Annotated in this window: 20 protein-coding genes and 1 riboswitch; of the genes, 9 read left to right on the top strand and 11 right to left on the bottom strand. The window is 71.4% G+C overall.

Translation table 11 applies throughout. From position 1 onward, the window contains the following. Positions 1 to 42: 42 nt before the first annotated feature. Positions 43 to 1977, bottom strand: a complete 1935-nt coding sequence (locus ACRX5W_RS08095) for an anthranilate synthase family protein (RefSeq protein ID WP_436787259.1) — start codon at positions 1975 to 1977, stop codon at positions 43 to 45. 432 nt (positions 1978 to 2409) lie between these two features. On the opposite strand from ACRX5W_RS08095, the gene ACRX5W_RS08100 reads away from it, so the two are divergent. Both ACRX5W_RS08100 and ACRX5W_RS08105 read left to right on the top strand, forming a co-directional pair. Next, positions 2410 to 3744: a class II 3-deoxy-7-phosphoheptulonate synthase gene (locus ACRX5W_RS08100; RefSeq protein WP_436787260.1), complete on the top strand. Its 1335-nt coding sequence runs from the start codon at positions 2410 to 2412 to the stop codon at positions 3742 to 3744. Between the two features lie 78 nt (positions 3745 to 3822). Continuing rightward, positions 3823 to 4839: a threonine aldolase family protein gene (locus ACRX5W_RS08105; RefSeq protein ID WP_436787261.1), complete on the top strand. Its 1017-nt coding sequence runs from the start codon at positions 3823 to 3825 to the stop codon at positions 4837 to 4839. A gap of 75 nt (positions 4840 to 4914) precedes the next feature. Here ACRX5W_RS08105 and ACRX5W_RS08110 read toward each other — a convergent pair whose 3' ends face one another. Together ACRX5W_RS08110 and bfr are read right to left on the bottom strand one after the other, a co-directional pair. Continuing rightward, positions 4915 to 5241, bottom strand: coding sequence for a (2Fe-2S)-binding protein (locus tag ACRX5W_RS08110; RefSeq protein WP_436787262.1), 327 nt, complete (start codon positions 5239 to 5241; stop codon positions 4915 to 4917). A 197-nt stretch (positions 5242 to 5438) separates the two neighbouring features. After that, positions 5439 to 5918: a bacterioferritin gene (gene bfr / locus ACRX5W_RS08115; protein ID WP_436787263.1), complete on the bottom strand. Its 480-nt coding sequence runs from the start codon at positions 5916 to 5918 to the stop codon at positions 5439 to 5441. Positions 5919 to 6175: 257 nt separating this feature from the next. Here bfr and ACRX5W_RS08120 point away from each other — a divergent pair, with 257 nt between their 5' ends. Then, positions 6176 to 6847 carry a sulfite oxidase-like oxidoreductase gene (locus tag ACRX5W_RS08120; protein ID WP_436787264.1) on the top strand — a complete coding sequence of 224 codons (672 nt, stop codon included), beginning with the start codon at positions 6176 to 6178 and terminating at the stop codon, positions 6845 to 6847. 89 nt (positions 6848 to 6936) lie between these two features. Here ACRX5W_RS08120 and pknB read toward each other — a convergent pair whose 3' ends face one another. The 4 genes from pknB to thiO form a co-directional block, all read right to left on the bottom strand. Continuing rightward, positions 6937 to 8928 carry a Stk1 family PASTA domain-containing Ser/Thr kinase gene (gene pknB, locus ACRX5W_RS08125; RefSeq protein WP_436787520.1) on the bottom strand — a complete coding sequence of 664 codons (1992 nt, stop codon included), beginning with the start codon at positions 8926 to 8928 and terminating at the stop codon, positions 6937 to 6939. Positions 8929 to 9045: 117 nt separating this feature from the next. Beyond that, a complete protein-coding gene (locus ACRX5W_RS08130) occupies positions 9046 to 9849 on the bottom strand; it encodes a thiazole synthase (RefSeq protein ID WP_436787521.1) in 804 nt (267 codons plus the stop codon). Between the two features lie 31 nt (positions 9850 to 9880). Beyond that, entirely contained in the window at positions 9881 to 10099 is a 219-nt protein-coding gene (gene thiS, locus ACRX5W_RS08135) for a sulfur carrier protein ThiS (RefSeq protein WP_436787265.1), read from the bottom strand. Continuing rightward, on the bottom strand, positions 10096 to 11283 hold the full coding sequence (thiO, locus tag ACRX5W_RS08140; protein ID WP_436787266.1) for a glycine oxidase ThiO: 1188 nt from the start codon (positions 11281 to 11283) through the stop codon (positions 10096 to 10098). Before thiO ends, thiS begins: the two co-directional genes overlap by 4 nt. After that, positions 11280 to 11392: riboswitch (TPP riboswitch) on the bottom strand. (Overlaps the previous gene by 4 nt.) Before the next feature lie 52 nt (positions 11393 to 11444). On the opposite strand from thiO, the gene ACRX5W_RS08145 reads away from it, so the two are divergent. The 4 genes from ACRX5W_RS08145 to ACRX5W_RS08160 all read left to right on the top strand — a co-directional run bounded on the left by ACRX5W_RS08145 (position 11445) and on the right by ACRX5W_RS08160 (position 14201). After that, positions 11445 to 12644 (top strand): NAD(P)/FAD-dependent oxidoreductase, encoded by a 1200-nt coding sequence (locus tag ACRX5W_RS08145; protein ID WP_436787267.1) that lies wholly within the window; start codon positions 11445 to 11447, stop codon positions 12642 to 12644. 75 nt (positions 12645 to 12719) lie between these two features. Continuing rightward, positions 12720 to 13085: an Rv2175c family DNA-binding protein gene (locus tag ACRX5W_RS08150; RefSeq protein ID WP_436787268.1), complete on the top strand. Its 366-nt coding sequence runs from the start codon at positions 12720 to 12722 to the stop codon at positions 13083 to 13085. Next, complete coding sequence (thiE, locus tag ACRX5W_RS08155) at positions 13082 to 13720, top strand: thiamine phosphate synthase (protein WP_436787269.1); 639 nt, start codon at positions 13082 to 13084, stop codon at positions 13718 to 13720. Before ACRX5W_RS08150 ends, thiE begins: the two co-directional genes overlap by 4 nt. A 250-nt stretch (positions 13721 to 13970) precedes the next feature. Continuing rightward, the gene (locus ACRX5W_RS08160) at positions 13971 to 14201 is read left to right on the top strand and encodes a hypothetical protein (RefSeq protein ID WP_436787270.1); all 231 of its coding nucleotides are present in this window, start codon (positions 13971 to 13973) and stop codon (positions 14199 to 14201) included. A 96-nt stretch (positions 14202 to 14297) separates the two neighbouring features. Here ACRX5W_RS08160 and ACRX5W_RS08165 read toward each other — a convergent pair whose 3' ends face one another. Further along, positions 14298 to 15407, bottom strand: coding sequence for a polyprenyl synthetase family protein (locus tag ACRX5W_RS08165; RefSeq protein WP_436787271.1), 1110 nt, complete (start codon positions 15405 to 15407; stop codon positions 14298 to 14300). A gap of 194 nt (positions 15408 to 15601) precedes the next feature. Between ACRX5W_RS08165 and metF the strand changes: the two genes are divergently transcribed. Then, complete coding sequence (gene metF, locus ACRX5W_RS08170) at positions 15602 to 16522, top strand: methylenetetrahydrofolate reductase [NAD(P)H] (protein ID WP_436787272.1); 921 nt, start codon at positions 15602 to 15604, stop codon at positions 16520 to 16522. Between the two features lie 836 nt (positions 16523 to 17358). On the opposite strand, the gene ACRX5W_RS08175 is transcribed toward metF, so the two are convergent. Next, positions 17359 to 18753: a phytoene desaturase family protein gene (locus ACRX5W_RS08175; RefSeq protein WP_436787273.1), complete on the bottom strand. Its 1395-nt coding sequence runs from the start codon at positions 18751 to 18753 to the stop codon at positions 17359 to 17361. A gap of 211 nt (positions 18754 to 18964) precedes the next feature. On the opposite strand from ACRX5W_RS08175, the gene ACRX5W_RS08180 reads away from it, so the two are divergent. Beyond that, complete coding sequence (locus tag ACRX5W_RS08180) at positions 18965 to 19387, top strand: sigma factor (RefSeq protein ID WP_436787274.1); 423 nt, start codon at positions 18965 to 18967, stop codon at positions 19385 to 19387. 34 nt (positions 19388 to 19421) lie between these two features. Here ACRX5W_RS08180 and ACRX5W_RS08185 read toward each other — a convergent pair whose 3' ends face one another. Continuing rightward, positions 19422 to 20132 carry a glycerophosphodiester phosphodiesterase gene (locus tag ACRX5W_RS08185; RefSeq protein ID WP_436787275.1) on the bottom strand — a complete coding sequence of 237 codons (711 nt, stop codon included), beginning with the start codon at positions 20130 to 20132 and terminating at the stop codon, positions 19422 to 19424. A gap of 224 nt (positions 20133 to 20356) precedes the next feature. Further along, complete coding sequence (locus tag ACRX5W_RS08190; protein WP_436787276.1) at positions 20357 to 21082, bottom strand: class I SAM-dependent methyltransferase; 726 nt, start codon at positions 21080 to 21082, stop codon at positions 20357 to 20359. Between the last annotated feature and the right edge of the window lie 409 nt (positions 21083 to 21491).

The raw sequence follows: 21491 nt of genomic DNA on the forward strand, positions 1-21491 counted from the left end.
ACACCGGCGGGCTCCCGTGGGGGAGCCCGCTCGTGTGCCCGGTCACAAGGCCGTGAGGGTTTCGCGGAGAATCGCCGCGCCGTTCCTCGTCAGGACGGATTCGGGGTGGAACTGCAGGCCGGCGATCCGCAGCGTCCGGCTGCGCATGGCGTGGACGTGGGACGAGTCCGGGTCGGCGCTGAACTCCAGGCCGTGACGCGGGTGTTCGGCAGCCAGAGCGGCGAAGGTGTTGTAGAAGCCGACGCGTTCGACGCGGCCGAACAGGTCGATCTCGACCTGCTTGCCCTGGTACGGCGTGTCCTTGCGGACCAGGTCCAACCCCAGCTCCGCGGCGATGAGTTGGTGGCCGAGGCAGACACCGAGCAGCGGCCTTCCCGCGTCGAGTCGGCGGCGCACCGCGGCACCCATCGTGCGGATTTTGCGGTCCGGGACGTGGCGCGGGTCGCCAGGCCCCGGGCCGACGAGGAGCAGGTCGGCCTCGGTGACCGCGCGTGCGGTGAGTCCGTCGTACGGCCGCACGGTGACGCGGAGACCCAGCGTGCGCAGGAGGTGGGCGAGCATCGCGGTGAACGTGTCCTCGCCGTCCACCACAAGGATCTGCCGGCCCGCCAATTCCGGCGCGAGCACGGCGTCGTGTTCACGGGCGGTCATCCAGAACGGGGACAGCGCGGCGTTCCTGGACGCCAGCAGCGACGCGACCTCCGGGTCGTCGGAGAGCCGGACGCGGGTGCCGGCCGAGCCGGCGTGCGCAGGCTCCGGCACCGCCCCGAGCGCCGAGAGCACACCCGCGGCCTTCGCATGTGTCTCGGCGACCTCGCTCGCGGGGTCGGAGTGCCGCACCAGTGTCGCGCCCGCCGGTACGCGCAGGGTGCCGTCGGGGGTGATGTACGCGGTGCGGATCAGGATCGGCGCATCGAGTGTGCGGTGTCCTTCGGCGTCGCGGCCGATGAGGGCGAGCACGCCCGAGTAGTAGCCGCGTCCCGTCGGCTCGTGCCGGCGGATCACCCGGCACGCGTTCGCCAGCGGCGAGCCGGTCACGGTCGGTGCGAACATCGTGCCGCGCAGGATGGCGCGGACGTCGAGGGAGCTTCGGCCTCGCAGCACGTACTCGGTGTGCGCGAGGTGGCCCATCTCCTTCAGATACGGCCCGAGCACCCGCCCGCCCAGGTCGCACACCTCGCTCATCATCTTCAGTTCCTCGTCGACGACCATGAACAGCTCGTCGACCTCCTTGCCGTCGCGCAGGAACGCCAGCAGGCCGTCGCGGTCGGGGCCGGCCGCGGGATAGCGGTACGTGCCGCTGATCGGATTCATGACCACGTCGCCGCCGATCGCGCTCACATGCCGCTCCGGGCTCGCGCCGACCAGCGTCAGGTCGCCGGTGTGGATCAGGTACGTCCAGTACGCGCCCGATTCGCGCGTCAGAAGTCGTCGCAACAGCGTGCCTGCGGTCGCGGGCGAGTAGTCGGCCAGTTTGTCGCGGTAGTCGCGGCGTACGACGAAGTTCGCCCCCTGCCCGCGGCCGATCTCGTCGGTGATCACGCGCTTGACGATCGTCGCGTACGTCTCGTCGTCGACGTCGAAGCCCCCGCCCACGAGCCGCACCGGGGTGTCGGGCAGCGCGGCGAGGACGTCGTCGTAGGCGAGCGACACCTGCGAGGTGACGCGCAGGCACAACAGGGGCGTGCCGTCGTCGTCCGCCTCGAATCCGCGCTCGCGGATCTGCCGGAACGGAACGAGGGCGAGGACGTCATGGCGTGCGGCGCCGGTCGCGGGGGCCTCGGGCAGCGGGATCGCGTCGAGCGTCGGCACCTCGACGACCTCGCCGAAGAGAAGATCCAGCGTCTGTGCGCCCTCGCGGCGGATCAGTGCGAAAGGCGGCGGTGCGGCGTCGAGCGACGAGGTGAACAACGGAGCGAGAACGGCGGCCGGGTCGGAGGTCTCGGAGGTCTCGGAGGTCACGGTCGGGAGTCCCATCGGGGTCGGGGACGCACCGCCCGAGCGGGCCGCCCCCTCCGCGCCTTGCCTCCCGACGCGAAACGGCCGCCCATCGGGCGGCCGTCGGATCGTCGGTCTTTGTCAGGTCTCAAAGATCGCGAAGCAGTGTGGCCGCCGCGGAGCGGGGCCACCACCAGGAGTGCGGGAAACCTGAGTGTGCGATCACGCGGGACACTGTAGCCGTTTCCGACCGCCGTATGTCGGCCGGGCAGTGTCGAAACGGTCGAGTCCACTTTGGCTTTCGAGGGTGTCCGCGATGTGATTCGTGTCGCGTGGCCACGCCTCCCACCGGCTCGGCGTTCCGCCGGGGAAGGCCCTGACCTCTCAGGTTCCGGCGGGCGCCGGGGAGCGGTCCGTCTCGCTGTTCGGTCAGCCCGCCAAACCCCTTGCGACAGCGTTTAACCTTGGGGCGTGACAGAGAACGACACGCACACCTGGCGATCCCTCCCGGCGGCGCAGCAGCCCGAGTGGCCGGACTCCGAGGCCCTGCGCACCGCGCTCGCGGACCTCGCGTCCTATCCGCCGCTCGTGTTCGCCGGTGAGTGCGACCAGCTCAGGGGCCGTTTGGCCTCGGTGGCCGCGGGCGAGGCGTTCCTGCTCCAGGGCGGAGACTGCGCCGAGACGTTCACCGGCAACACCGCCGACGCGATCCGCAACAAGCTCAAGACCCTGCTCCAGATGGCCGTGGTGCTGACGTACGCCGCGTCGGTCCCGGTCGTCAAGGTCGGCCGGATGGCGGGGCAGTACTCCAAGCCGCGTTCGCAGCCCGTGGAGACGCGCGACGGGGTGACGCTGCCGACGTACCGCGGCGACGCGGTCAACGACCTGGCGTTCACTCCCGAGGCGCGCATCCCCGACCCCGAGCGGCTCAAGCGGATGTACCACGCGTCGTCCGCGACGCTCAATCTGGTGCGCGCCTTCACCACCGGCGGCTACGCCGACCTGAGGCAGGTCCACGCCTGGAACCAGGACTTCGTGGCGCTGTCGCCCTCGGGCGAGCGGTACGAGCGGCTGGCCTCGGAGATCGACGGCGCGCTGCGGTTCATGCACGCGTGCGGCGTCGACCCCGAGGAGTTCCGCACGGTCGAGTTCTTCGCCTCGCACGAGGCGCTGATCCTCGACTACGAGTCGGCGCTGACGCGGGTCGACTCGCGCACCGGCGAGTTGTACGACGTGTCCGGGCACATGGTCTGGATCGGCGAGCGCACCCGGCAACTGGACGGCGCACACGTCGAGTTCGCCTCGCGCATCCGCAACCCGATCGGTGTCAAGCTCGGCCCGACCACCACGCCCGAGGACGCCCTCGCACTGGTCGACAAGCTCGACCCGAAGCGCGAGCCGGGCCGCCTGACGTTCATCATCCGCATGGGCGCCGGCAAGGTGCGCGACGCGCTGCCGAGCCTCGTGGAGAAGGTGACGGCCTCGGGCGCGCAGGTCGCGTGGGTCTGCGACCCGATGCACGGCAACACGTTCGAGGCATCCAGCGGGCACAAGACCCGGCGCTTCGACGACGTCCTCGACGAGGTCAAGGGCTTCTTCGAGGTGCACCGCGCGCTCGGCACCCACCCCGGCGGCATCCACGTGGAGCTGACCGGCGACGACGTGACCGAGTGCGTCGGCGGCGGCGACGAGATCTTCGTCGACGATCTGCACCAGCGCTACGAGACGGCGTGCGACCCGCGGCTCAACCGCAGCCAGTCGCTCGACCTGGCTTTCCTGGTCGCGGAGATGTACCGGGGCCACTGACCCGCACGGTTTGTCCCGCAGGGGCGTGCACCTTCGCGTGTACGCCCCTGCGTTGCGTTCGGATGGCACTCTGGGACGGTGATTGATCTCCGCAGCGACACCGTCACCCGGCCGACTCCCGCCATGCGCGCCGCGATGGCTGACGCGGAGGTCGGCGACGACGTGTACGGCGAGGACCCGACGGTCCGGGCCCTGGAGGACCGCGTCGCGCATCTCTTCGGCGGGCACCACGCCGGGTTGTTCGTGCCGACCGGGGTGATGGCGAACCAGGTCGCGTTACGCCTGTCGGTCGGGCCGGGCGAGGAGTTGGTGTCCGACGCCGACGCGCACATCGTCGCGCACGAGGGCGGCGCCGCGGCGTGGCACGGCGGGATCCAGACACGGACGACGCTCAGCCCGCGCGGCCTGCTCGACCCGACCGACGTCGCGCGCCTGCTGCGTACCGGCGGCGAGTTCACCGTCGGCACGCGCGCGGTCGCCGTCGAGCAGACGCACAATCGCGGTGGCGGCTCGGTGTATCCGTTGGAACGCCTCACCGCCATCCGCGAGTTGACGACCGCCGCCGACGTCGCACTGCACTGCGACGGGGCCCGGATCTGGAACGCGCACATCGCCACCGAGACGCCGTTGGCGGCGTACGGCGCGCTGTTCGACACATTGTCGGTGTGTCTGTCGAAAGGCCTCGGCGCGCCGGCCGGTTCGGTGGTCCTCGTGCCGCGCGACCGGTGGGCCGAGGCGCGCCGGATGCGCCACCGCATGGGCGGCGCGATGCGTCAGGCCGGCATCCTCGCAGCGGGCGGACTGTACGCCCTGGACCACCACATCGAGCGCCTGGCCGACGACCACGCGAACGCCCGCCTGATCGCCGACCGGTTGGCGGAGTCCGAGCTGGACGTCACCGCCCCGGAGACCAATCTCGTCCTCGTCCTGCTGCCGGAACCGGGGCCGAACGCGGCCGAGGTCGCGGCGCGTTGCGAGGCCGGGGGTGTGCTGGTGTCGGCTTTCGGCCCACGTCTGCTGCGGATTGTCACGCATCTGGACGTGGACGCCGCATCCTGCGCGAACGCCGCCGCTGTGATCGCCGCCGCCGTGTGACGTGCTGTGACCGCCGATGACCGGAACGTGGTCCGACGGGACCGTATGGCCTGGTCTGACGCGGTGTGACGCGGCTCAGGCGGCCGGTGCGGAGTCGCCCTTGTCCGTGTTCGTCAGGATGGTCAGCGGCGCCGGGAGGCGCTGCGTGGTGGCGAGCGAGGGGGGCGTGAGGTCGCCGAAGACGGGGGCGGCGGGCTCTGCGGCGGCATCGCGGTCCGCGCGGCAGACGCGGCCGCAGCGCTTCGTGCAGCCGTTGCAGGCGCGTGTGTCGTCGCGGGGGATCATCGCCGAGATCGTCTTGACGCAGCGACCGCAGTCGGTGCCGGCGCGGCACGCGGCGGCGATTTCGCGCACGCTGCGGGCGCCGCTTTCTATCTGAGCACCGACCTGGGTGTCGGTCACACCGAAACAGATGCACACGTACACGAAAGGCCCCCCAGGGCTGAGGTCACTTAGGTAAGGTTAACCTCACCCCTGGGGGGAAGTGAAGAGAGGCCTGCGTCACGTGGCCGGGAAGGCTTCCTCGGAGGCCGGAAGGTCCAGTATCAGCCCGGCATGGGTGAATGCGCAGCCTTTGTCGGGTGTGATCTCCGACGCGATCACTCCTCGGGCAGCGAGAAGAGTTCCGCGATGTACAGCGGCTCGCCGAGCTTCTGGAGCAGGTCGAGCTGCGTCTCCAGGTGGTCGACGTGCTTTTCCTCGTCCTGAAGGATGTCCTCGAAGATGTTCGCCGAGGTCGCGTCGCCCTTCTCGCGCATGATGAGGATTCCGCTGCGCAGGCGCTCGACGGCCTCCATTTCGACGGCGAGGTCGGCCCGGAACATCTCCTCGATGGTCTGGCCGATGCGCAGCGCGTTCAGCCGCTGGTAATTCGGCAGGCCCTCCAGGAAAAGGATCCGGTCGGTGAGCTTTTCGGCGTGCTTCATCTCGTCGAAGGACTCGTGGCGGGTCCAGTGCGCGAGCTTGGTGTAGCCCCGGTGCTCCTGCAGCTTGGCGTGCAGGAAGTACTGGTTGATGGCGGTGAGCTCGGCGGTGAGCTGCTCGTTGAGCAGTTCGAGGATCTGCGGGTCGCCGTGCATCTTGATGCACCTTCCAAAGGAGTGGGTGGCGGGATCCGTGAGACACGAGAGTGGGGTGTGACCACGGTTATGCGAATGCTGTCACTTCCTGTCGCGTAAATTCCACGAAGGGAAGGCTTGCCTTTCTTGGGTATTGAAAGTGGATTTCTGATAAAAGTCGTACCGCCATAAGGACGACGACCGGGGATCCAAGGCCGTTCGGTGGGCCGTCCGGGGGCCGGTCGTGGTCCGCCCCGTCGGTCTGGGACGATGGGGATATGGGTCACACCGGGACGGGTCAGGGGGGACGCGATTCGGCGCCGGGCACGGCCGCGGCGGCCGGGCCCGGGCGGGGGGACACCCGACTGCCGCCGGGCCAGCGCCTGCAACGCGGGTGGCCGGTGCTGCATTACGGGCCCGTACCCCGTTTTCGGCCCGACACGTGGGATTTCCGGGTGTTCGGCGCCACCGCGTCGGGTGACAAGCACGCGTGGAACCACGCGGAGTTCTCCGCGCTGCCGCGTACGACCGTGGTCGCCGACTTCCACTGCGTCACCAAGTTCAGCATGCTGAACAACGAGTGGGGCGGGGTCGGAGCGGAGACCATCCTCGATCTCGCGCCGCCCGCGCCGGAAGTCACCCATGTGATGGTGTGGGCGGAGTACGGCTTCAGCTCGAACCTGCGGATCTCGGACTTCGCCACCGAGCGGACCATCTTCGCGACCCACCACAACGGCGAGCCGCTGACCGCCGAACACGGCTTCCCCGTCCGGCTGATCGTGCCGCACCTGTACGCGTGGAAGGGCCCCAAGTGGGTCCGCGGAATCGAGTACATGGTCGCCGACAAGCGCGGGTTCTGGGAGGAACGCGGCTACCACAACATCGGCGACCCCTGGCGGGAGCAGCGCTACTCGTACCAGGAGCAGGAGGGCGAGGGCCCGCAGCTGTGACCCGCTCTGCCGTCCGGACGGATCCTTGCGGATTCCGGACGGCAGCGGCGGTGCACTGCACAGCGCAGGTCAGCCGGGTGCCGGTCGGCTCAGAACACGTTGATCGTGACCGTGGAACCCCGCGGCGCCATGTTGTTGCCGCCCGGGCTCATGCTCGTCACGTTCTTCGGACCGAGCGGGAAGACGGTGTTGACGCTGACCTTGAAGCCCGCGGCCTCCAGCGTCCGCCGTGCGTCGCCTTCGCTCATGCCGTCGACCTTCGGCACCAGCACCAGGTCGGGTCCCTTGGACATCGCCACGGTCACCGACCCACCGGGGTACTGCGTTCCCGTCGCGGGGGTCTGCGCGGCGACCCTGCCGGCCGGGACGTCGTTGGAGAAGACCGGCGTCGGGTCGACGACCAACTGGAGGCCGTTCCCCGTCACCGCCTCGCGCGCCTCCGCCTCGGTCAGGCCCACCACGCTCGGCACCGCGACCGGCGTGCCGCGGCTGACCACCAGGTCGACCGCCGTGTCGCGCGGCAGCATCGTGCCGACCGCCGGGTTGGAGCCGATCACCTGGCCGACCGGCATCCCGCTGTCCTGCTGCGTGACGTCGCCGACCGCCAGACCCGCCGCCTGCAACGCCTGCTTGGCCTGTTCGACGGGCTGCCCGGCGAGCGTCGGCACCGCGAGCCGCTCGGGACCCAGGGACACCGTCATCGTCACCACTGAGCCCTTGTCGAGGCTGTTGCCCGGCATCGGGTCGGTCGCGATGACCTGGTCGCGCGGGATGGTCTCGCTGTAGGTGCTCTTGACGGTCACCTCGAACCCGTCGTCCAGCAGGCGTTTTTCGGCTTCGCTCGCCGCGACCTGGATCACCGCCGGGACCTTGACCGTGGTCTCGGAGCCCATCTGCCACGCGACGATGCCGATGGTCGCGGCGACGACGAGCACGACAAGGAGCGCGATCACTCCCAGTGACGGGCCGCGTCGGCGGACGACGGCCTCGGCAGCGTAGACGCCGTCGGGGTCGTCCGCGTCCTGCCCGGGGTACGCCTGCTCGTCCAGCACCGATTCGGTGCTCAGCCCCAACGGACCGATCTCCAGGGGGGCTTCCACCTGACGGGTGAGGTTGCCCGAGTCCTCGGGCAGCCCGGGGTAGCCGCCTGCGGCCGCGTACTCCGGGTACTCCTCGTACGCCGGTGCGGGCGGCGGGAGTACGCGGTCGGACGCGCCGAAGTCCAGCTCCTCCTCGGACATTTCCTGCTGCCGGGTGCGGCGGACCAGGGCCAGCAGTTCCTCGGCGTCCGCGGGACGGCGCCCCGGGTCGCGGGCGGTGGCCGCGGCGACCAGCGCGTCCAGCGGGGCGGGCAGCCCCGGGACGGCGCGAGACGGCGGCGGGACGTCCTCGTGGACGTGCTTGTAGATGATCTCGACGGCCGAGCGTGCCGGATAGGGCTGACGGCCTGTCAACATCTCGTAGAGCATTATCCCGGCCGCGTACACGTCCGAGGTCGGCGACGCGGTGCCGCGTTCGATCTGCTCGGGGGACAGGTAGGCGACGGTGCCGACCAGCACCTTGCCGGTGGCCGCCGATGCCGCGGTCGCGGTCGCGCGGGCCAGCCCGAAGTCGGCGACCTTGATGCCGCCGTCGTCGGAGATGAGGACGTTCTCGGGCTTGACGTCCCGGTGCACGAATCCCGCGCGGTGCGCGGCACCGAGTGCGGCCAGCGTCGGTTCGAGGACGCCGAAGGCCTCACGCGGCGTCAGCGTGCCGAGATCCTGGAGGAGTTCGCGGAGCGTGCGGCCCTCGACGTACTCCATCGCGAGGAACGCCACGTCGCCGTCGTGCCCTTGGTCGAACACCGCCACGACGTTGGGGTGGGAAAGCCGGGCCGCCGCCTTCGCCTCACGGATGAAGCGGTCGGTGAAGGAGGCGTCGGCGGCCAGCGCCGGGTGCATCACCTTGACCGCGACCGTGCGGTCCAGACGGGAGTCCAGTGCCCGGTAAACGGTGGCCATGCCGCCCGCCGCGATCCGGGATTGCACCCGGTACCGCCCGTCGAGCACACTCCCGACGAGGGGGTCGTCCATACTCATGTCCACGCCCTGGATTTTACGGTCACCCTGCCTGGGACGAGCCACGCGACCAATCGGTTCCGGCGACCGATCGGGGCCGAGCGGTGCTTTCCCGCTGGCCAGAAGGGTGGCCTCGGTTCAGAACGCCGGTATTTCCGCGAGCCCGTCGGTCGGCGACGACGCCTCCGCATAGTGCCGTCGAGGGATGCGCCCGGCGCGGAACGCGAGTCGGCCTCCGTCGACCGCGTGCCGCATGGCCGCCGCCATGAGCGCCGGTTCCTGGGCCCGGGTCACGGCCGACGCCAGCATGACCGCCTCGCAGCCCAGTTCCATCGCGAGCGCGGCGTCCGAAGCGGTGCCGAGGCCCGCGTCCAGGATCACCGGCACGCCCGCCTGCTCGGTGATGAGCCGGATGTTGTGGGGGTTGCGGATGCCGAGCCCCGAGCCGATCGGCGAACCCAGCGGCATGACCGCCGCGCAGCCCACCTGCTCCAGGCGGCGCGCGACCACCGGGTCGTCGTTGGTGTACGCCAGCACGGTGAAACCGTCGTCGACCAACCTTTCGGCGGCGTCCAGGAGTTCGACGGTGTCGGGCAGCAACGTGCGCTCGTCCGCCACCACTTCGACCTTGACCCAGTCGGTCTCCAGCGCCTCGCGGGCCAGACGCGCCGTCAGAACCGCCTCGCCGGACGTGTAGCAGCCGGCGGTGTTCGGCAGCGGGCGGATGCCGAGGCGGCGCAACAGGTCCAGCACCGAACCCGACGTCTTCGGATTCAGCCGGCGCATCGCGACCGTCGTCATTTCGGTCCCGGACGCGACGAGCGCCGCCTCGAGGATGTCCAGACTGGGTGCGCCGCCGGTACCGGTGATCAGGCGCGAGGAGAAGATCTCGCCGCCGAGTTCGAATTTGTCGTCCGCCGGACCGGAAACGGTCGCGGACACTGTCTCCCGTGTCTGCCGGGTGGTCACGTGGTCATCCTCCCTGGACGGCGGTGAGCACTTCGACGCGGTCTCCGCCGTGCAGCACGGTGAACGGCCACGCGCTGCGCGGCACGACGTGCTCGTTGACCGCGACGGCGACGCCCTTGGTCGCACTCGTCATCGTCGCGACCAGCGCCGCGACGGTGGTGCCGGGAGCGAGCGGGCGCGGCTCGCCGTTGACGGAGACGGACTCCATCGGCTGTACGGTCATGCGCAGGACACCTCCTGAAGCGGTCGACCCCCGGACGCGTCACCCAACGCGAAGCGCAACGGACCCCAGGGACGCACGACGTCGGGCACGGTTCCGTCCGTGAGCAGCTCGGCCACGGCCTCCGCGGTGACCGGAGTCAGCAGGATGCCGTGCCGGTAGTGGCCCGTGGCGGCGATCAGGCCCGGCAGTGCGGTCGCGCCGATGACGGGGGCATTGTCGGGGCTTCCGGGGCGCAGGCCCGCGTGCGTCTCCACGAGCGGCAGTTCGGTGATGCCGGGAACCAACTCATGGGCATCACGCAGGAGTTCATAGACGCCACCGGCGGTGACGACGGTGTCGTCCAGCTCGTGTTCGGTCGCGCCGATCACCAACTCGCCGTCCGCGCGCGGCACGAGGTACATGCTGCCGCCCTTGACGACACCGCGGACATTGCGCGAGAGGAAGGGCGCGTACGCCTCCGGCACCCGCAACCGCAGGATCTCCCCCTTCACCGGCCGTATCGCCGGGACCACCCCGGGCGGCAGGCCGGGCAACCGGTTCGTCTCACACCCGGCGGCCAACACCACCTGTGCGGCGGTGAGCGCGGTGCCGTCGTCGAGGCGTACGCCGGTCGCGCGTTCCGCGTCGGTCACCAGCTCCGCGACCCTGCGGCGCACGACGGCGACCCCGGCCCGCTCGCACGCGGCCAGCAGCGCGACGACGAGGCGGCGGTTGTCGATCTGGTGGTCGGCCTCGACGTGCAGGCCGCCCGACACCGCGGGGGACAGCATTGGTTCGAGGCGGCGGCATTCGCGGCTGGTCAGCCACGTCGAGGCGAGTCCCAGGCGCTCCTGAAAGGCGTGCAGTTCCTTGAGTACCGCGCGGTCGTCGGCGTCCAGCGCGACGGCGAGGGTTCCGCACGCGCGGTAGCCGGAGGGCAGCCCGGAGGCTTCCTCCAGTTCGGCGGCGAACGCGGCGTAGCGGTCCGCGGAGTCCATGTTGAGGCGCAGCAGCGCCTCTTCGCCGTATTGGAGTTCGGAGACGGGCGTGAGCATGCCCGCGGCGGCGTGCGAGGCGCCGCGGCCGGGGGCGGGGTCGACGACGGTGACGGACAACCCGCGCACCGCGGCGCGCCACGCGATCGCGAGGCCGATGACGCCGCCGCCGATGACGAGCGCGTCGGCCGGGGGGCTTGTGGAAGCCATGGTTGCTGGACACTCCCTTACGCCGGCATGACCCGGATCAGGTTCGGACGGTCGGGAGCTGCCAGCTCCCCTCTCAGCCCGGTCCCACCGGGCTCCCGCGAGGTTTCAACCCTACCCCGGTCGCTTCCGGCGCCGGCGGGGACGGCCTAGGGTTCCGGGCCATGGAAAACGTGCTTGTCGTGGGTGCCGGCATGGCCGGGCTGCAGACAGTCTTGGGGCTGCGCGAACTCGGGTACGCCGGCCGTGTCGCGTTGCTCGGCGCCGAGCGGCACCGGCCGTACGACCGGCCGCCGCTGTCGAAGGACGTGTTGTCCGGCAAGACCGACGACACCACCTTCGACGCCGACTGGGCGGCTCTGGACGTGGAACTGCTGCTCGGGCGCCCGGCGACCGGGCTACGGCTGCGCGACAGGGCCGAGGGCGGCTTCGTGGACACCGACGCCGGCCCGGTCGAATTCGACCGGCTCGTCATCGCCACCGGCTCGCGCGCGATCAACCTGCCCGCTGCGGGCGACGTCCACGGCGTGCACGTCCTGCGGACGATCGACGACGCACGCGCGTTGCGCACGGCGCTCGTGCCGGGCGCACACGTCGTGATCGTGGGCGCCGGATGGATCGGCGCCGAGGTCGCGACCGCCGCGACTGCCGCGGGCTGCCACACCACCGTCGTCGAGGCGCTGTCGGCACCGCTCGCCGGCGCGCTGCCCGCCGAGATCGGTGCGCGGTTCACGCCGTGGTACGCCGAGGCCGGCGTCGAACTGCTGCTCGGCGCACGCGTCGACCGCATCGAACCCGGCGCGGTGCACCTGGCCGATGGAGCCAGGCTTCCGGCGGACGCCATAGTCGTGGGCATCGGGGTCCGGCCGGACACCGCGTGGCTGGCCGGCTCGGGCGTCCACCTCGACGGACGGGGCGCCGTCGTCGTCGACGGCCGCCTGCGCACCTCCGCGCCGGGCGTGTACGCCGTGGGCGACTGCACGGTCTTCGAATCCGCGCGCTACGCCACGCGCCTGCACGTCGAGCACTGGGACAACGCGCTCCAGGCGCCCCGCGCGCTCGCGGCACACCTGCTGGGCGAAGACGCGGCGTACGACCCGGTGCCGTACTTCTGGTCCGAGCAGTTCGGCCGCATGGTGCAGTACGTCGGCCACCACCCGGCCGGCGACGACGTGGTGATGCGCCACGGCCCCGAGGGCACGTGGACGGCCGGCTGGTTCGCGGGCGACGCCCTGGTGGCGTTGCTGACCGTCGCCCGGCCGCGCGACCTCGCCCAAGGGCGCAGACTCGTCCAGACCGGGGCCGCGGTCGACAAGGCGAAGTTCGCCGACGCCGGCGTGCCGATGAAGAGCACCGTCCGCTGATCCGGCCGGGTGCGGGCGTGTCGGCGGGGCTCGCGCCGACCGCCAGGGTCGGCCCGTTCTCCTATCCTGGAACGCGTGAGCGAGACCGATACCACCATCGAAAAGCTTGTCGACGAGTGGCTGACCCTCCCCGAGATCGCCGAGATGTTCGGCGTCGAGGTGACCCGGGTGCGCCAGCTCCTCAAGGACCGCCAACTCCTGGCGGTTCGCCGCGGCGAGAACCGCAGCCTCCAGGTGCCCGCAGCGTTCGTCCAGAACAACGCCACGGTGAAGGGGCTGTCCGGAACGATCACAGTCCTGTCCGATTCCGGCTTTTCGGACGACGAGATGTTGGAGTGGTTTTTCACCGAGGACGACTCGCTGCCCGGCACGCCGATCGAGGCGCTGCGCGGCAACCGCAAGACCGAGGTCCGCCGCCGCGCTCAGGCGCTCGCCGTATGACGAACCAGCAAAAGTTGTCATCGGCGCGGCTGTACCTGTGCACGGACGCCCGCGAGAAGCAGGGCGACCTGCCGGAGTTCCTGGACGCCGTCCTCGCGGCCGGCGTCGACATCGTCCAGTTGCGGCAGAAGGGCCTGGAGGCCCGGCAGGAGCTGGAATTCCTGGCGGTCTTCGCCGACGCGGCCCGTCGGCACGGGCGTCTGCTCGCGGTCAACGACCGCGCCGACGTCGCGTTCGCGGCGGGCGCGGACATCCTGCATCTCGGCCAGGACGATTTGCCGGTGCCGTACGCCCGCAAGATCATCGGGGCGGACGCGCTCGTCGGCCGGTCCACCCACGCCGAGGCGGAGGTGGACGCCGCCATCGATGAGCCGGGGGCCGACTACTTCTGCACCGGTCCGGTGTGGCCCACGCCGACCAAGCCCGGCCGCCCGGCTCCCGGGCTCGACCTCGTCCGGTACACCGCGGCACGGAGCCCCGAGCGGCCCTGGTTCGCGATCGGCGGGATCGACCTGGGCAACCTGGACCAGGTCGTCGAGGCGGGGGCCCGCCGCGTCGTCGTCGTGCGTGCGATCACCGAGGCCGACGACCCGGCCGCGGCGACCGCGGAGTTCGTGCGCCGCCTGACGCTCTGACGTCAGGGCGTCAGCGGTCGCCGATCATGGGCCGGTGCCCCCTTCGGGAAGCGGGGGCGCCGGCCCGGCCATCTCACGAGCCGACCCGGAACGCACCCGCCCCAGGCTCGATCGACTGCTGTCCTCCGACGAAGCGAATCGTCCGAAACCTACGAAAAAGCCGCCGTCCGAGTGGTTGCCGACGTGATTGCCGCGCCCTGTGTGCCGGGCGGTTCGGCACAACGGCCGCCGAGTCGCCACACTGCGGGGCATGCAAAACTCCGCCGAGCGCCGCCGGGCCGGCGCCTTCTACGACAGCGTGTTACTCGCACCCACCGCCGCGCACAGGGATCCGGGCGTCCCGGGGCCGCGTCCCGTCGACGCGGCGGCCACCGGGCCGGACGGCCGCACACCCATGGCCGACCCCAAGGACGTGTCCGACGACCCGGGCGACGCCATAGCGGCGCCCGCCTGGCCGCCCCGAAGACACGGACATTCCTAGACCGCCGCACCGGTGGCCGGGGCCGACCACCCGCGCCGGCCACCGGGCCGACCCGCCGCGCGGCCGGCGGCGTCGAAGAGCCCCGTGTACGTCCGATCAGACCTTGCGCACGGTCGCCGCGTCGACCAGCCCGCGCAGCACCGTCCGCGCGTCGGCGGCGACCGGCGCGGCGTCGAGAGCCGCGAGGGCGCGCGCGGTCAGTGCTCCAATCATTGCCTCGACCTCGGCGAGTGCCCCGGTCTGCTCGATGACGCCGCGCAGGTCCTTGACCCCCGCGTCGTCGAGCGCGGGGTCGCCGACCAACTCGTCGAGCATGCGAGCCTGCGCGGGCGAGCTGCGTTCGGAGGCGAGCGCCAGAAGGACCGTGCGCTTGCCCTCCCGCAGGTCGTCCCCGGCCGGCTTGCCCGTCTCGGCGGGGTCGCCGAAGACGCCGAGGACGTCGTCCCGCAACTGGAACGCCTCGCCGAGGGGCAGACCGTACGCCGAATAGGCGGCCAGCAGTTCGTCACCGCCGCCGGCGAGTGCCGCGCCGACGTGCAGCGGGCGCTCGATCGTGTACTTCGCCGACTTGAAGCGGATCACCCGGCGCGACCTGGCCACCGAGCCGCCGCCCATGGCCTGTTCGAGGACGTCCAGGTACTGCCCGGCCATCACCTCGGTGCGCATCACATCGAACAACGGCTTGGCCGCCGCCAGCGCGGCAGGCGCCACGCCGCTGCCCGAGAACATCTCGTCCGACCAGGTCAGGCACAGGTCGCCCAGCAGCAGCGCGGCCGCGGCCCCGAAGCCCGTCTCGCTGCCGCGCCACGCCTCCGCGGCGTGCAGCGCCTCGAAGCGCTTGTGCACGGCGGGCTTGCCGCGCCGCGTGTCGCTGCTGTCCATCAGGTCGTCGTGGATGAGGGCGCTGGCCTGGAGGAGTTCGAGCGACGTCGCGGCCCGGATGGCCGCCTCGCCGGCCTCGCCCTGGTCGACGCCGCCCGCGCCGCGCCAGCCCCAGTAGCAAAAACCCGGACGCAGGCGCTTGCCGCCGTCCAGCAGGAAGTCGCGCAGCGCGGCGGTCACCGGCACCATGCCGTCGCCGACCTCGGCGAGCACTGCGCCCTGGCGGTCCATGAACGCGGTCAGCGCGGCGTTGACCCGGTCGCGCAGGCCGTCCCGGTCGAGAGGGTGCACAGCGCCGGGCGCGGGGGGCTGGGAGGAGGTCACGGGTCGTCTTCCGTAGAGAAACGGGCCTCAGCAGAGTAACCGGGCACGCGCGCGAGCGACGACGGCGGGCGTGCCCGGGCGAGTGCGGGAGGAAGGAACGACCGGTCGGTTTTCACGACCGCCGGACAGGGCTTCGGCGTCTCGCGCTCCGGACATCGCCTGCCCGCCGCGGCCCCTGCGAATAACATGCCCTCATGTCTGTAGAAGTCGCCTCGCCCCGAAACGGTCGCGCCATCGCCATTCGCGATCTCCTCGCGAGCGGCAAGCGGACGTTCTCCTTCGAGTTCTTCCCGCCCAAGACCGACGCGGGCGAGCGCCACTTGTGGGACGCGCTGCGCCGCGTCGAAGCGCTCGGCCCGTCGTTCGTGTCGGTGACGTACGGCGCCGGCGGCTCCAGCCGCGACCGCACGGTCGACATCACCGAGCGCATCGCCACCGAGACGACCCTCACCCCCGTGGGCCACTTCACCGCGGTCGGCCACTCGATCAGCGAACTGCGCAACATCATCGGGCAGTACGCCGACGCCGGAGTGCGCAATGTGCTCGCGCTGCGCGGCGACCCGCCCGGCAACCCGCAGGGCGAGTGGGTGGCGCACCCGCAAGGCTTCACGTACGCGGAGGAACTGGTCCGGCTGCTCAAGGAGTCCGGCGACTTCTGCGTCGGCGTCGCGGCGTTCCCCGAGATGCACCCGCGGTCGACGAACTGGGACGACGACATCCGATACTTCGTCCGCAAATGCCGCGCGGGCGCCGACTACGCGATCACCCAGATGTTCTTCCACGTCGAGGACTACCTGCGGCTGCGCGACCGCGTCGCGGCGGCCGGCTGCGACGTGCCGATCATCCCGGAGATCATGCCGGTGACCAACGTCGGCCAGATCGAACGCTTCGCACAACTCAGCAACGCCGACTTCCCCGCACATCTCGCCGACCGGGTGCGCGCGGTCGCCGACGACCCGGCCGCGGTCCAGGAGATCGGCGTCGAATACGGCACCGCGATGGGCGAGCGCCTCCTCGCCGAGGGCGCGCCCGGCCTGCACTTCATCACCCTGAACCGCTCGACGGCGACCCTGCGCATCTACGAAAACCTCGGCCTGCGCGACCGCGAGGACTGACCTCCTCCGGCTTTCCGCGCGCCATGAGCCCGGTTTGCGCCCGGTTTGCGTGATGTTCGAACGCTGTGGAACGGCCCCGTACCCGGTTAGGGTGAGTGGCCGTCATCCGTTCGAAGGAAGGGCGCGCCGGTGCAGGTTGGCATGCTCCTGCTCTATGTCCTGTTCGTCCCGGTCGGGTTGTGGCTGGTCACCGAGGCGATGTGGCAGCACGGTGCGCCGTTCCGGTACCGCGTTCTGGCCCTGGCCGGATTCCTCGGCGTGGTCGCGGGCGTGGCGCTCGGCAGCGGGGTCGTCTCCGGAGCGGGCGGACTCGTCTTCGTGATCGGGCAGTTGCTCGTGACCCGCTACGTGCGCAGCGGCTACTACCACGGCTGGACCGTGCGTTTCGGTCGCAAGCGCGCCCGTCGCGCCCGGCACAGTCGGCCGACCGAGACGGCCGTGGAAGAGCCCGGGTACGACGAGTACGCGTACGCCGACCACATCGGGCAGCAAGACGCGTTCGGCGGCGCTCCCGTAGTCGACGACGCCTTTGCCGGCTACGACGCCGACCAGCAGAGCGGATTCGGCCAGGAGATCCCCGAAGCGCCGTCGTACGCACCGGCGTACGCCCCGGGCGGCGTTGGCTACGACCCCACGCCGCCCGAGGGCTTCCCCGCCCACGACCCGGCCTACGGCGGCGGGTACGCCACCACGCCCGCCGCGGGGTACGGGCAGGGGGTCGACGGCGGATACGACGCGGGCTACGCGATGCCGTACGACCACAACGCGGCGCCCAACTCCGGCGCCTACGAGACAGTCGCCTTCGAAATGCCTGGGCAGCAGTCGGAGTTCGGAGCTCAGCCGCGGCCGATGAGCTCCGAGGTCAACGCCGCGCCCATCCCGATGCCGACGAGCCCGCCGCCCGGGTGGGCCGCCGCGCCGACCGCGTACAACCCGGACACCGGAGAGCGGTTGGGCTGACCGCCGCCGATCGGCGACGCGGCGACCGCACCGCCCGGTACCCCGGTCGCGTGTTCCGTGTCGGCAGGCGTCCGCGCCTCGTACCAGCGCAGCCGGTCTGCGACCGGGAGTCCGCGAACCGCCATCAGTTCCATGACCGTTCGCGCGAATGCCGCGCACCGGCTCGGGGCGGACCAGTCGATGCGGCCGTGTGCGGGCACGCGTACTTGCACGGTCCACGCCTCGTCGCCCTCGGGGGCGTTGCCGCCGGGGGCCAGCACACACAAGGTCGGGTCGGCGGGAGGGCGCGCGTCGCGGGCTGCGAACAACACCTCGGCCTCGGCCGCCGGGTCGTCGGGGAACAGGTATGTCCGGCGAGGTTGTTCGGGAGTGGTGCCGCGCAGAGCCAGATGCAGTTCGAACACTCCCGGCGCGGTGGGCGGCGTGCGCGGCGGGGCACCCCACACCACGGCGTCCGCGTCGATTCGGCCGCCGTCCGCGAGGACGACACCCCCGGCACGGGACCCCGACTCGAACACCTCGGCGACCTCGGTGCCCAGTCGGAACTGCACCTTCCGGTCCAGGCACCGGGCGTGCAGCGCCTCGGCGATCCGGTGCAGCCCGCCGCGCACCGCCCACACGCCGAACGTTTGTTCAAGGTAGGGCAGCACCGCCGAGGTCGCGGGTGCCGTGCGCGGATCGAGGCCCGCGTCGAGGGCGAACCGTTCGGCGTACGCCCGCAACCGAGGATCGCGCACCTGCGATCGCACGAGGGAACGAAACCTGCGCCACGGCACGGTCGTTCGCATGTCCCGCAGGCCGCCGGCCGCCCGGCGGGGCCGGTCCGGCTCGGCGGCGACCTCGAAGAACCCGGTGCGGAGCACACCCCACATGGCCGCGCCGCGGTCGAGGAAACCGTTCCACTGCGCGCCCGCGCCCGCGCCGAAAGCCGCGTCGAACGCGCCTGCCGCGCCGGCGCGCGTCGCGTTGGGGACATCGACGACTGTCCGGCCTCGATCGAACGAACACCGCGCGGCCGGGTCGACACCGACCAACTCGACGCACTCCTCAAGCGCCGCGCCGGTCTTCAGGAACAGGTCGCGATAGACGGCCGGGAGAGTCAGCACCGACGCACCCGACGTGAACGTGAAGCCGTCACGCGTGAACGACGTGAGCATGCCGCCGACACGGTCGGAGCGTTCACACACGGTCACGTCGTGCCGCTTGACCGCGAGCCGGGCCGCGACCGCGAGTCCGCTCACACCTGCACCGACGACGACGATTCGAGCCACGTCGCAGGAGCGTACGCCACGCCCGAGGCGCCTTCGGCCGCGCGGGATGCCACACCTCGGGCGGCCGTGCCGTCTCCCCGGCACGCAAGCTCGTGGCACGAGGCCTGGGGAGCCCCCAGACCGGCGCCCACCGCGCACCGACCGATGTGCGGGGAGGCCGCTCTCGCCCATGCGTTCGAGGCCGAGCGGTCCTACCTGCTCAAGGCGGCGTATGTGGAGCACCGGCTCGGCCGCGGAGGCGGAGGACCGCGTCCAGAAGGCGTGGTTGCGCCTCCGACGGCTCGCCGACCCCGGCGAGATCCGCGACCTGCGCGCCTGGCTCACCACGACCGTGGGCCGACTCGCCCTCGACGCGCTGCGCAGCGCCCGCGCCCGCCGCGAGCGGTACGTCGGGACGTGGCTGCCCGAGCCGCTGATCGGCCGGGTGGCGGCTTCGGACCCGGCCGAGCGCGTCACGCTCGACGAGTCGGTGAGCTTGGTACTGCTGATCGTTCGGGAACACCTGTCGTCGGTCCAGCGCCCGGCTTTCCCGCTGCACGACGTCTTCGGACTGTCGTTCGACAAGGTGGTCGGCGTCGTCGGCCGTAACCCCGCAGGTCCCGCAGCTTGCCTCGCGCGCGCACGCGTGCCGTGACGATGCGCTGCCGACGTCCCGCCTCCTCGACCGCTCAGGCTGCGGCCTCGCCACCCCGGCGGGGCGCGGCCAGCGTGCGGACGAGGGCGCGGATGTCGTTGGTGGTGATCGCGTCCACACCGGCCGCGGCGACGGCGGCCATGCGGCGCGGGTGGTCGACCGTCCACGTGCTGACCTTCATGCCTCTGCGCTGGACGGAACGCACGTTGCGCCGGGTCAGCCAGATGTGCCGGCGGTTGAGATAGTCCGGGCGTACGCGGCGCACGAGATCGATGTCCGGCAGCAGCGGCGACTTCCAGCTCATCGCGATGCGCACGTGCGCCGCCCCCGCCCGGATGTCCGCCAGCGCGCGCGGATCGCCGGTGAAGACAACACGGTCGTGGCATTCGAGTGCACGGACCACCCGCGCCGCCGCCTGCCCCTCGGCGGGCCCGGAAACGTCGATCATGAGCGTGGCCCGCCGCTCGACCACCAGGTCAAGCGCCTCGTGCAGGGTCGGAATGCGGCACTCGCCATCCCCGACCAGATGCTCAAGCTCCGCGTGCGCCACCGAGGCGATCCTGCGGTCTACCCCCCACAGCCTGGTGAGCGTGTGGTCGTGCAGCAGAACCGGGACGCCGTCCCGCGTCAGCTTGACGTCGACCTCGACCCAGTCCGCCCCCGCGGCCACCGCCGACTCGACCGAAGCCAGCGTGTTCTCCCGGACCCGCAGGGGATCTCCTCGATGCGCGATCTTCACGACCATCGGGTCACCCGTCCTTCCCTTGCCACACGGCGCCGCCCCCCCCGCATCGACTGTACGTCGGCCCGCGAACCGGCCGTCCCCGCGGTTGGTCGCGCAACGGACCGACGCGACGGCCTCGGTGGTCGTGTCGCACGAAGGCCCGTTGCGGGTGCCGCGCAGCCTGGACATGGCGGCGACCAGCCGCGTGACCTGTCCGGGGTTCCGGTTGCGGCAGGGCGATCCGGTCACCCCGCGGACGGACGCCGCAGAATTCCGTCCCAGCGCAGCCAGCCGCTCGACTCCCCGGTCGCCGGGTCGACGTCGTCGGCGGTCAGCGGTACGACCGGCTCGAAGTCGGCCAGCAGCGACCGGATCTCGCTTTCGCCGAAGAAGTGCGCGTACAACCCTGGTGAGTCCGGATCGTCGCTCAGATACCGGAGGGTGACCGAACCGTCGTCATGACGGCCGACAACCTCGTGCGGTCGGCTCGCCCGCGCCCCTGCCGCGGCAACGCGTACGCAGAACAGCCCCCCGGGCACGACCCGTTCCAGCGCCGCCCGAATATGCGCGTGTGCGAACTCCCGTGTGCCGTGGTGGAAGACGTTGAGCCCGACGACCACCGGAAAGCTCTGCCCGGCCGGCAACGCGTCCAACGTGCCGTGCACGAGCCGGTCGGCCCGCTCCGGCGCCCGCGCGCGAATCGCATCGAGCCCGACCGCGGAGACGTCCACGCCGACCAGATCGAGCCCCCCGGCCACCAACGGAAAGTAGTTCCGCCCCGTGCCCGGCCCGATGTACAGCCCAGGCCCCGGCAGAAGGCCGCAGTCACGGGCGGCGCCAAGGATGTCGTCCACAAAATCATCCGGCGGAAGCCCGTCGAGCCGACCCTCGACATACTCCCCGTCCCAAAACTCCCCGACCAGCGCCACCTGCCGCCCCGCCTCGCCGCCACCCGCACGCCCGGAACCCACGCAACCCCTTCCACCGACAAACCCGACTCCGAACGCCTACCACAGGCCCCCGACACCGCACCCACCAAACCCGTCCACCGGCGCCAAAGACCACCCCAACCAGCGCCCTGCCCAGCGCCCCGAGCACCGCCCGCCTCCAGACCTCCTCCAACACACGCTGAAAAACCCGCGGTTCAGCGGAGCAGCGAACGCGCGCATGGCAGCGGATCCGGACAGGTGGGAGGCCATGGGCCCGATGCTGCCCAACACACACTGAACAACACGCGGTTCAAAATGCGACAAGGTCAGACAAGTCGGGCTTTTCGAATCCACAGGCGGCAACGGCCAGGAAGCCGAGAAGCGAAGCGAAGTCGCAGGCCAGAGAGGGGTTTTCGGGCCCCCGAGCCCCAAACAGGCTCGGGGGCCGAGA

It is taken from the genome of Yinghuangia sp. YIM S10712 (assembly GCF_051388935.1).
Taxonomy (GTDB): Bacteria; Actinomycetota; Actinomycetes; order Streptomycetales; family Streptomycetaceae; genus Yinghuangia.

Coding starts and splice junctions, on each gene's coding strand:
- ACRX5W_RS08095 (WP_436787259.1), bottom strand. CDS start 1,977: ATGGGACTCCCGACCGTGACCTCCGAGACCTCCGAGACCTCCGACCCG.
- thiE (WP_436787269.1), top strand. CDS start 13,082: ATGACGAACCAGCAAAAGTTGTCATCGGCGCGGCTGTACCTGTGCACG.
- pknB (WP_436787520.1), bottom strand. CDS start 8,928: ATGAGTATGGACGACCCCCTCGTCGGGAGTGTGCTCGACGGGCGGTAC.
- ACRX5W_RS08160 (WP_436787270.1), top strand. CDS start 13,971: ATGCAAAACTCCGCCGAGCGCCGCCGGGCCGGCGCCTTCTACGACAGC.
- ACRX5W_RS08120 (WP_436787264.1), top strand. CDS start 6,176: ATGGGTCACACCGGGACGGGTCAGGGGGGACGCGATTCGGCGCCGGGC.
- ACRX5W_RS08185 (WP_436787275.1), bottom strand. CDS start 20,132: ATGGTCGTGAAGATCGCGCATCGAGGAGATCCCCTGCGGGTCCGGGAG.
- ACRX5W_RS08145 (WP_436787267.1), top strand. CDS start 11,445: ATGGAAAACGTGCTTGTCGTGGGTGCCGGCATGGCCGGGCTGCAGACA.
- thiS (WP_436787265.1), bottom strand. CDS start 10,099: ATGACCGTACAGCCGATGGAGTCCGTCTCCGTCAACGGCGAGCCGCGC.
- bfr (WP_436787263.1), bottom strand. CDS start 5,918: ATGCACGGCGACCCGCAGATCCTCGAACTGCTCAACGAGCAGCTCACC.
- ACRX5W_RS08180 (WP_436787274.1), top strand. CDS start 18,965: ATGTGGAGCACCGGCTCGGCCGCGGAGGCGGAGGACCGCGTCCAGAAG.
- metF (WP_436787272.1), top strand. CDS start 15,602: ATGTCTGTAGAAGTCGCCTCGCCCCGAAACGGTCGCGCCATCGCCATT.
- thiO (WP_436787266.1), bottom strand. CDS start 11,283: ATGGCTTCCACAAGCCCCCCGGCCGACGCGCTCGTCATCGGCGGCGGC.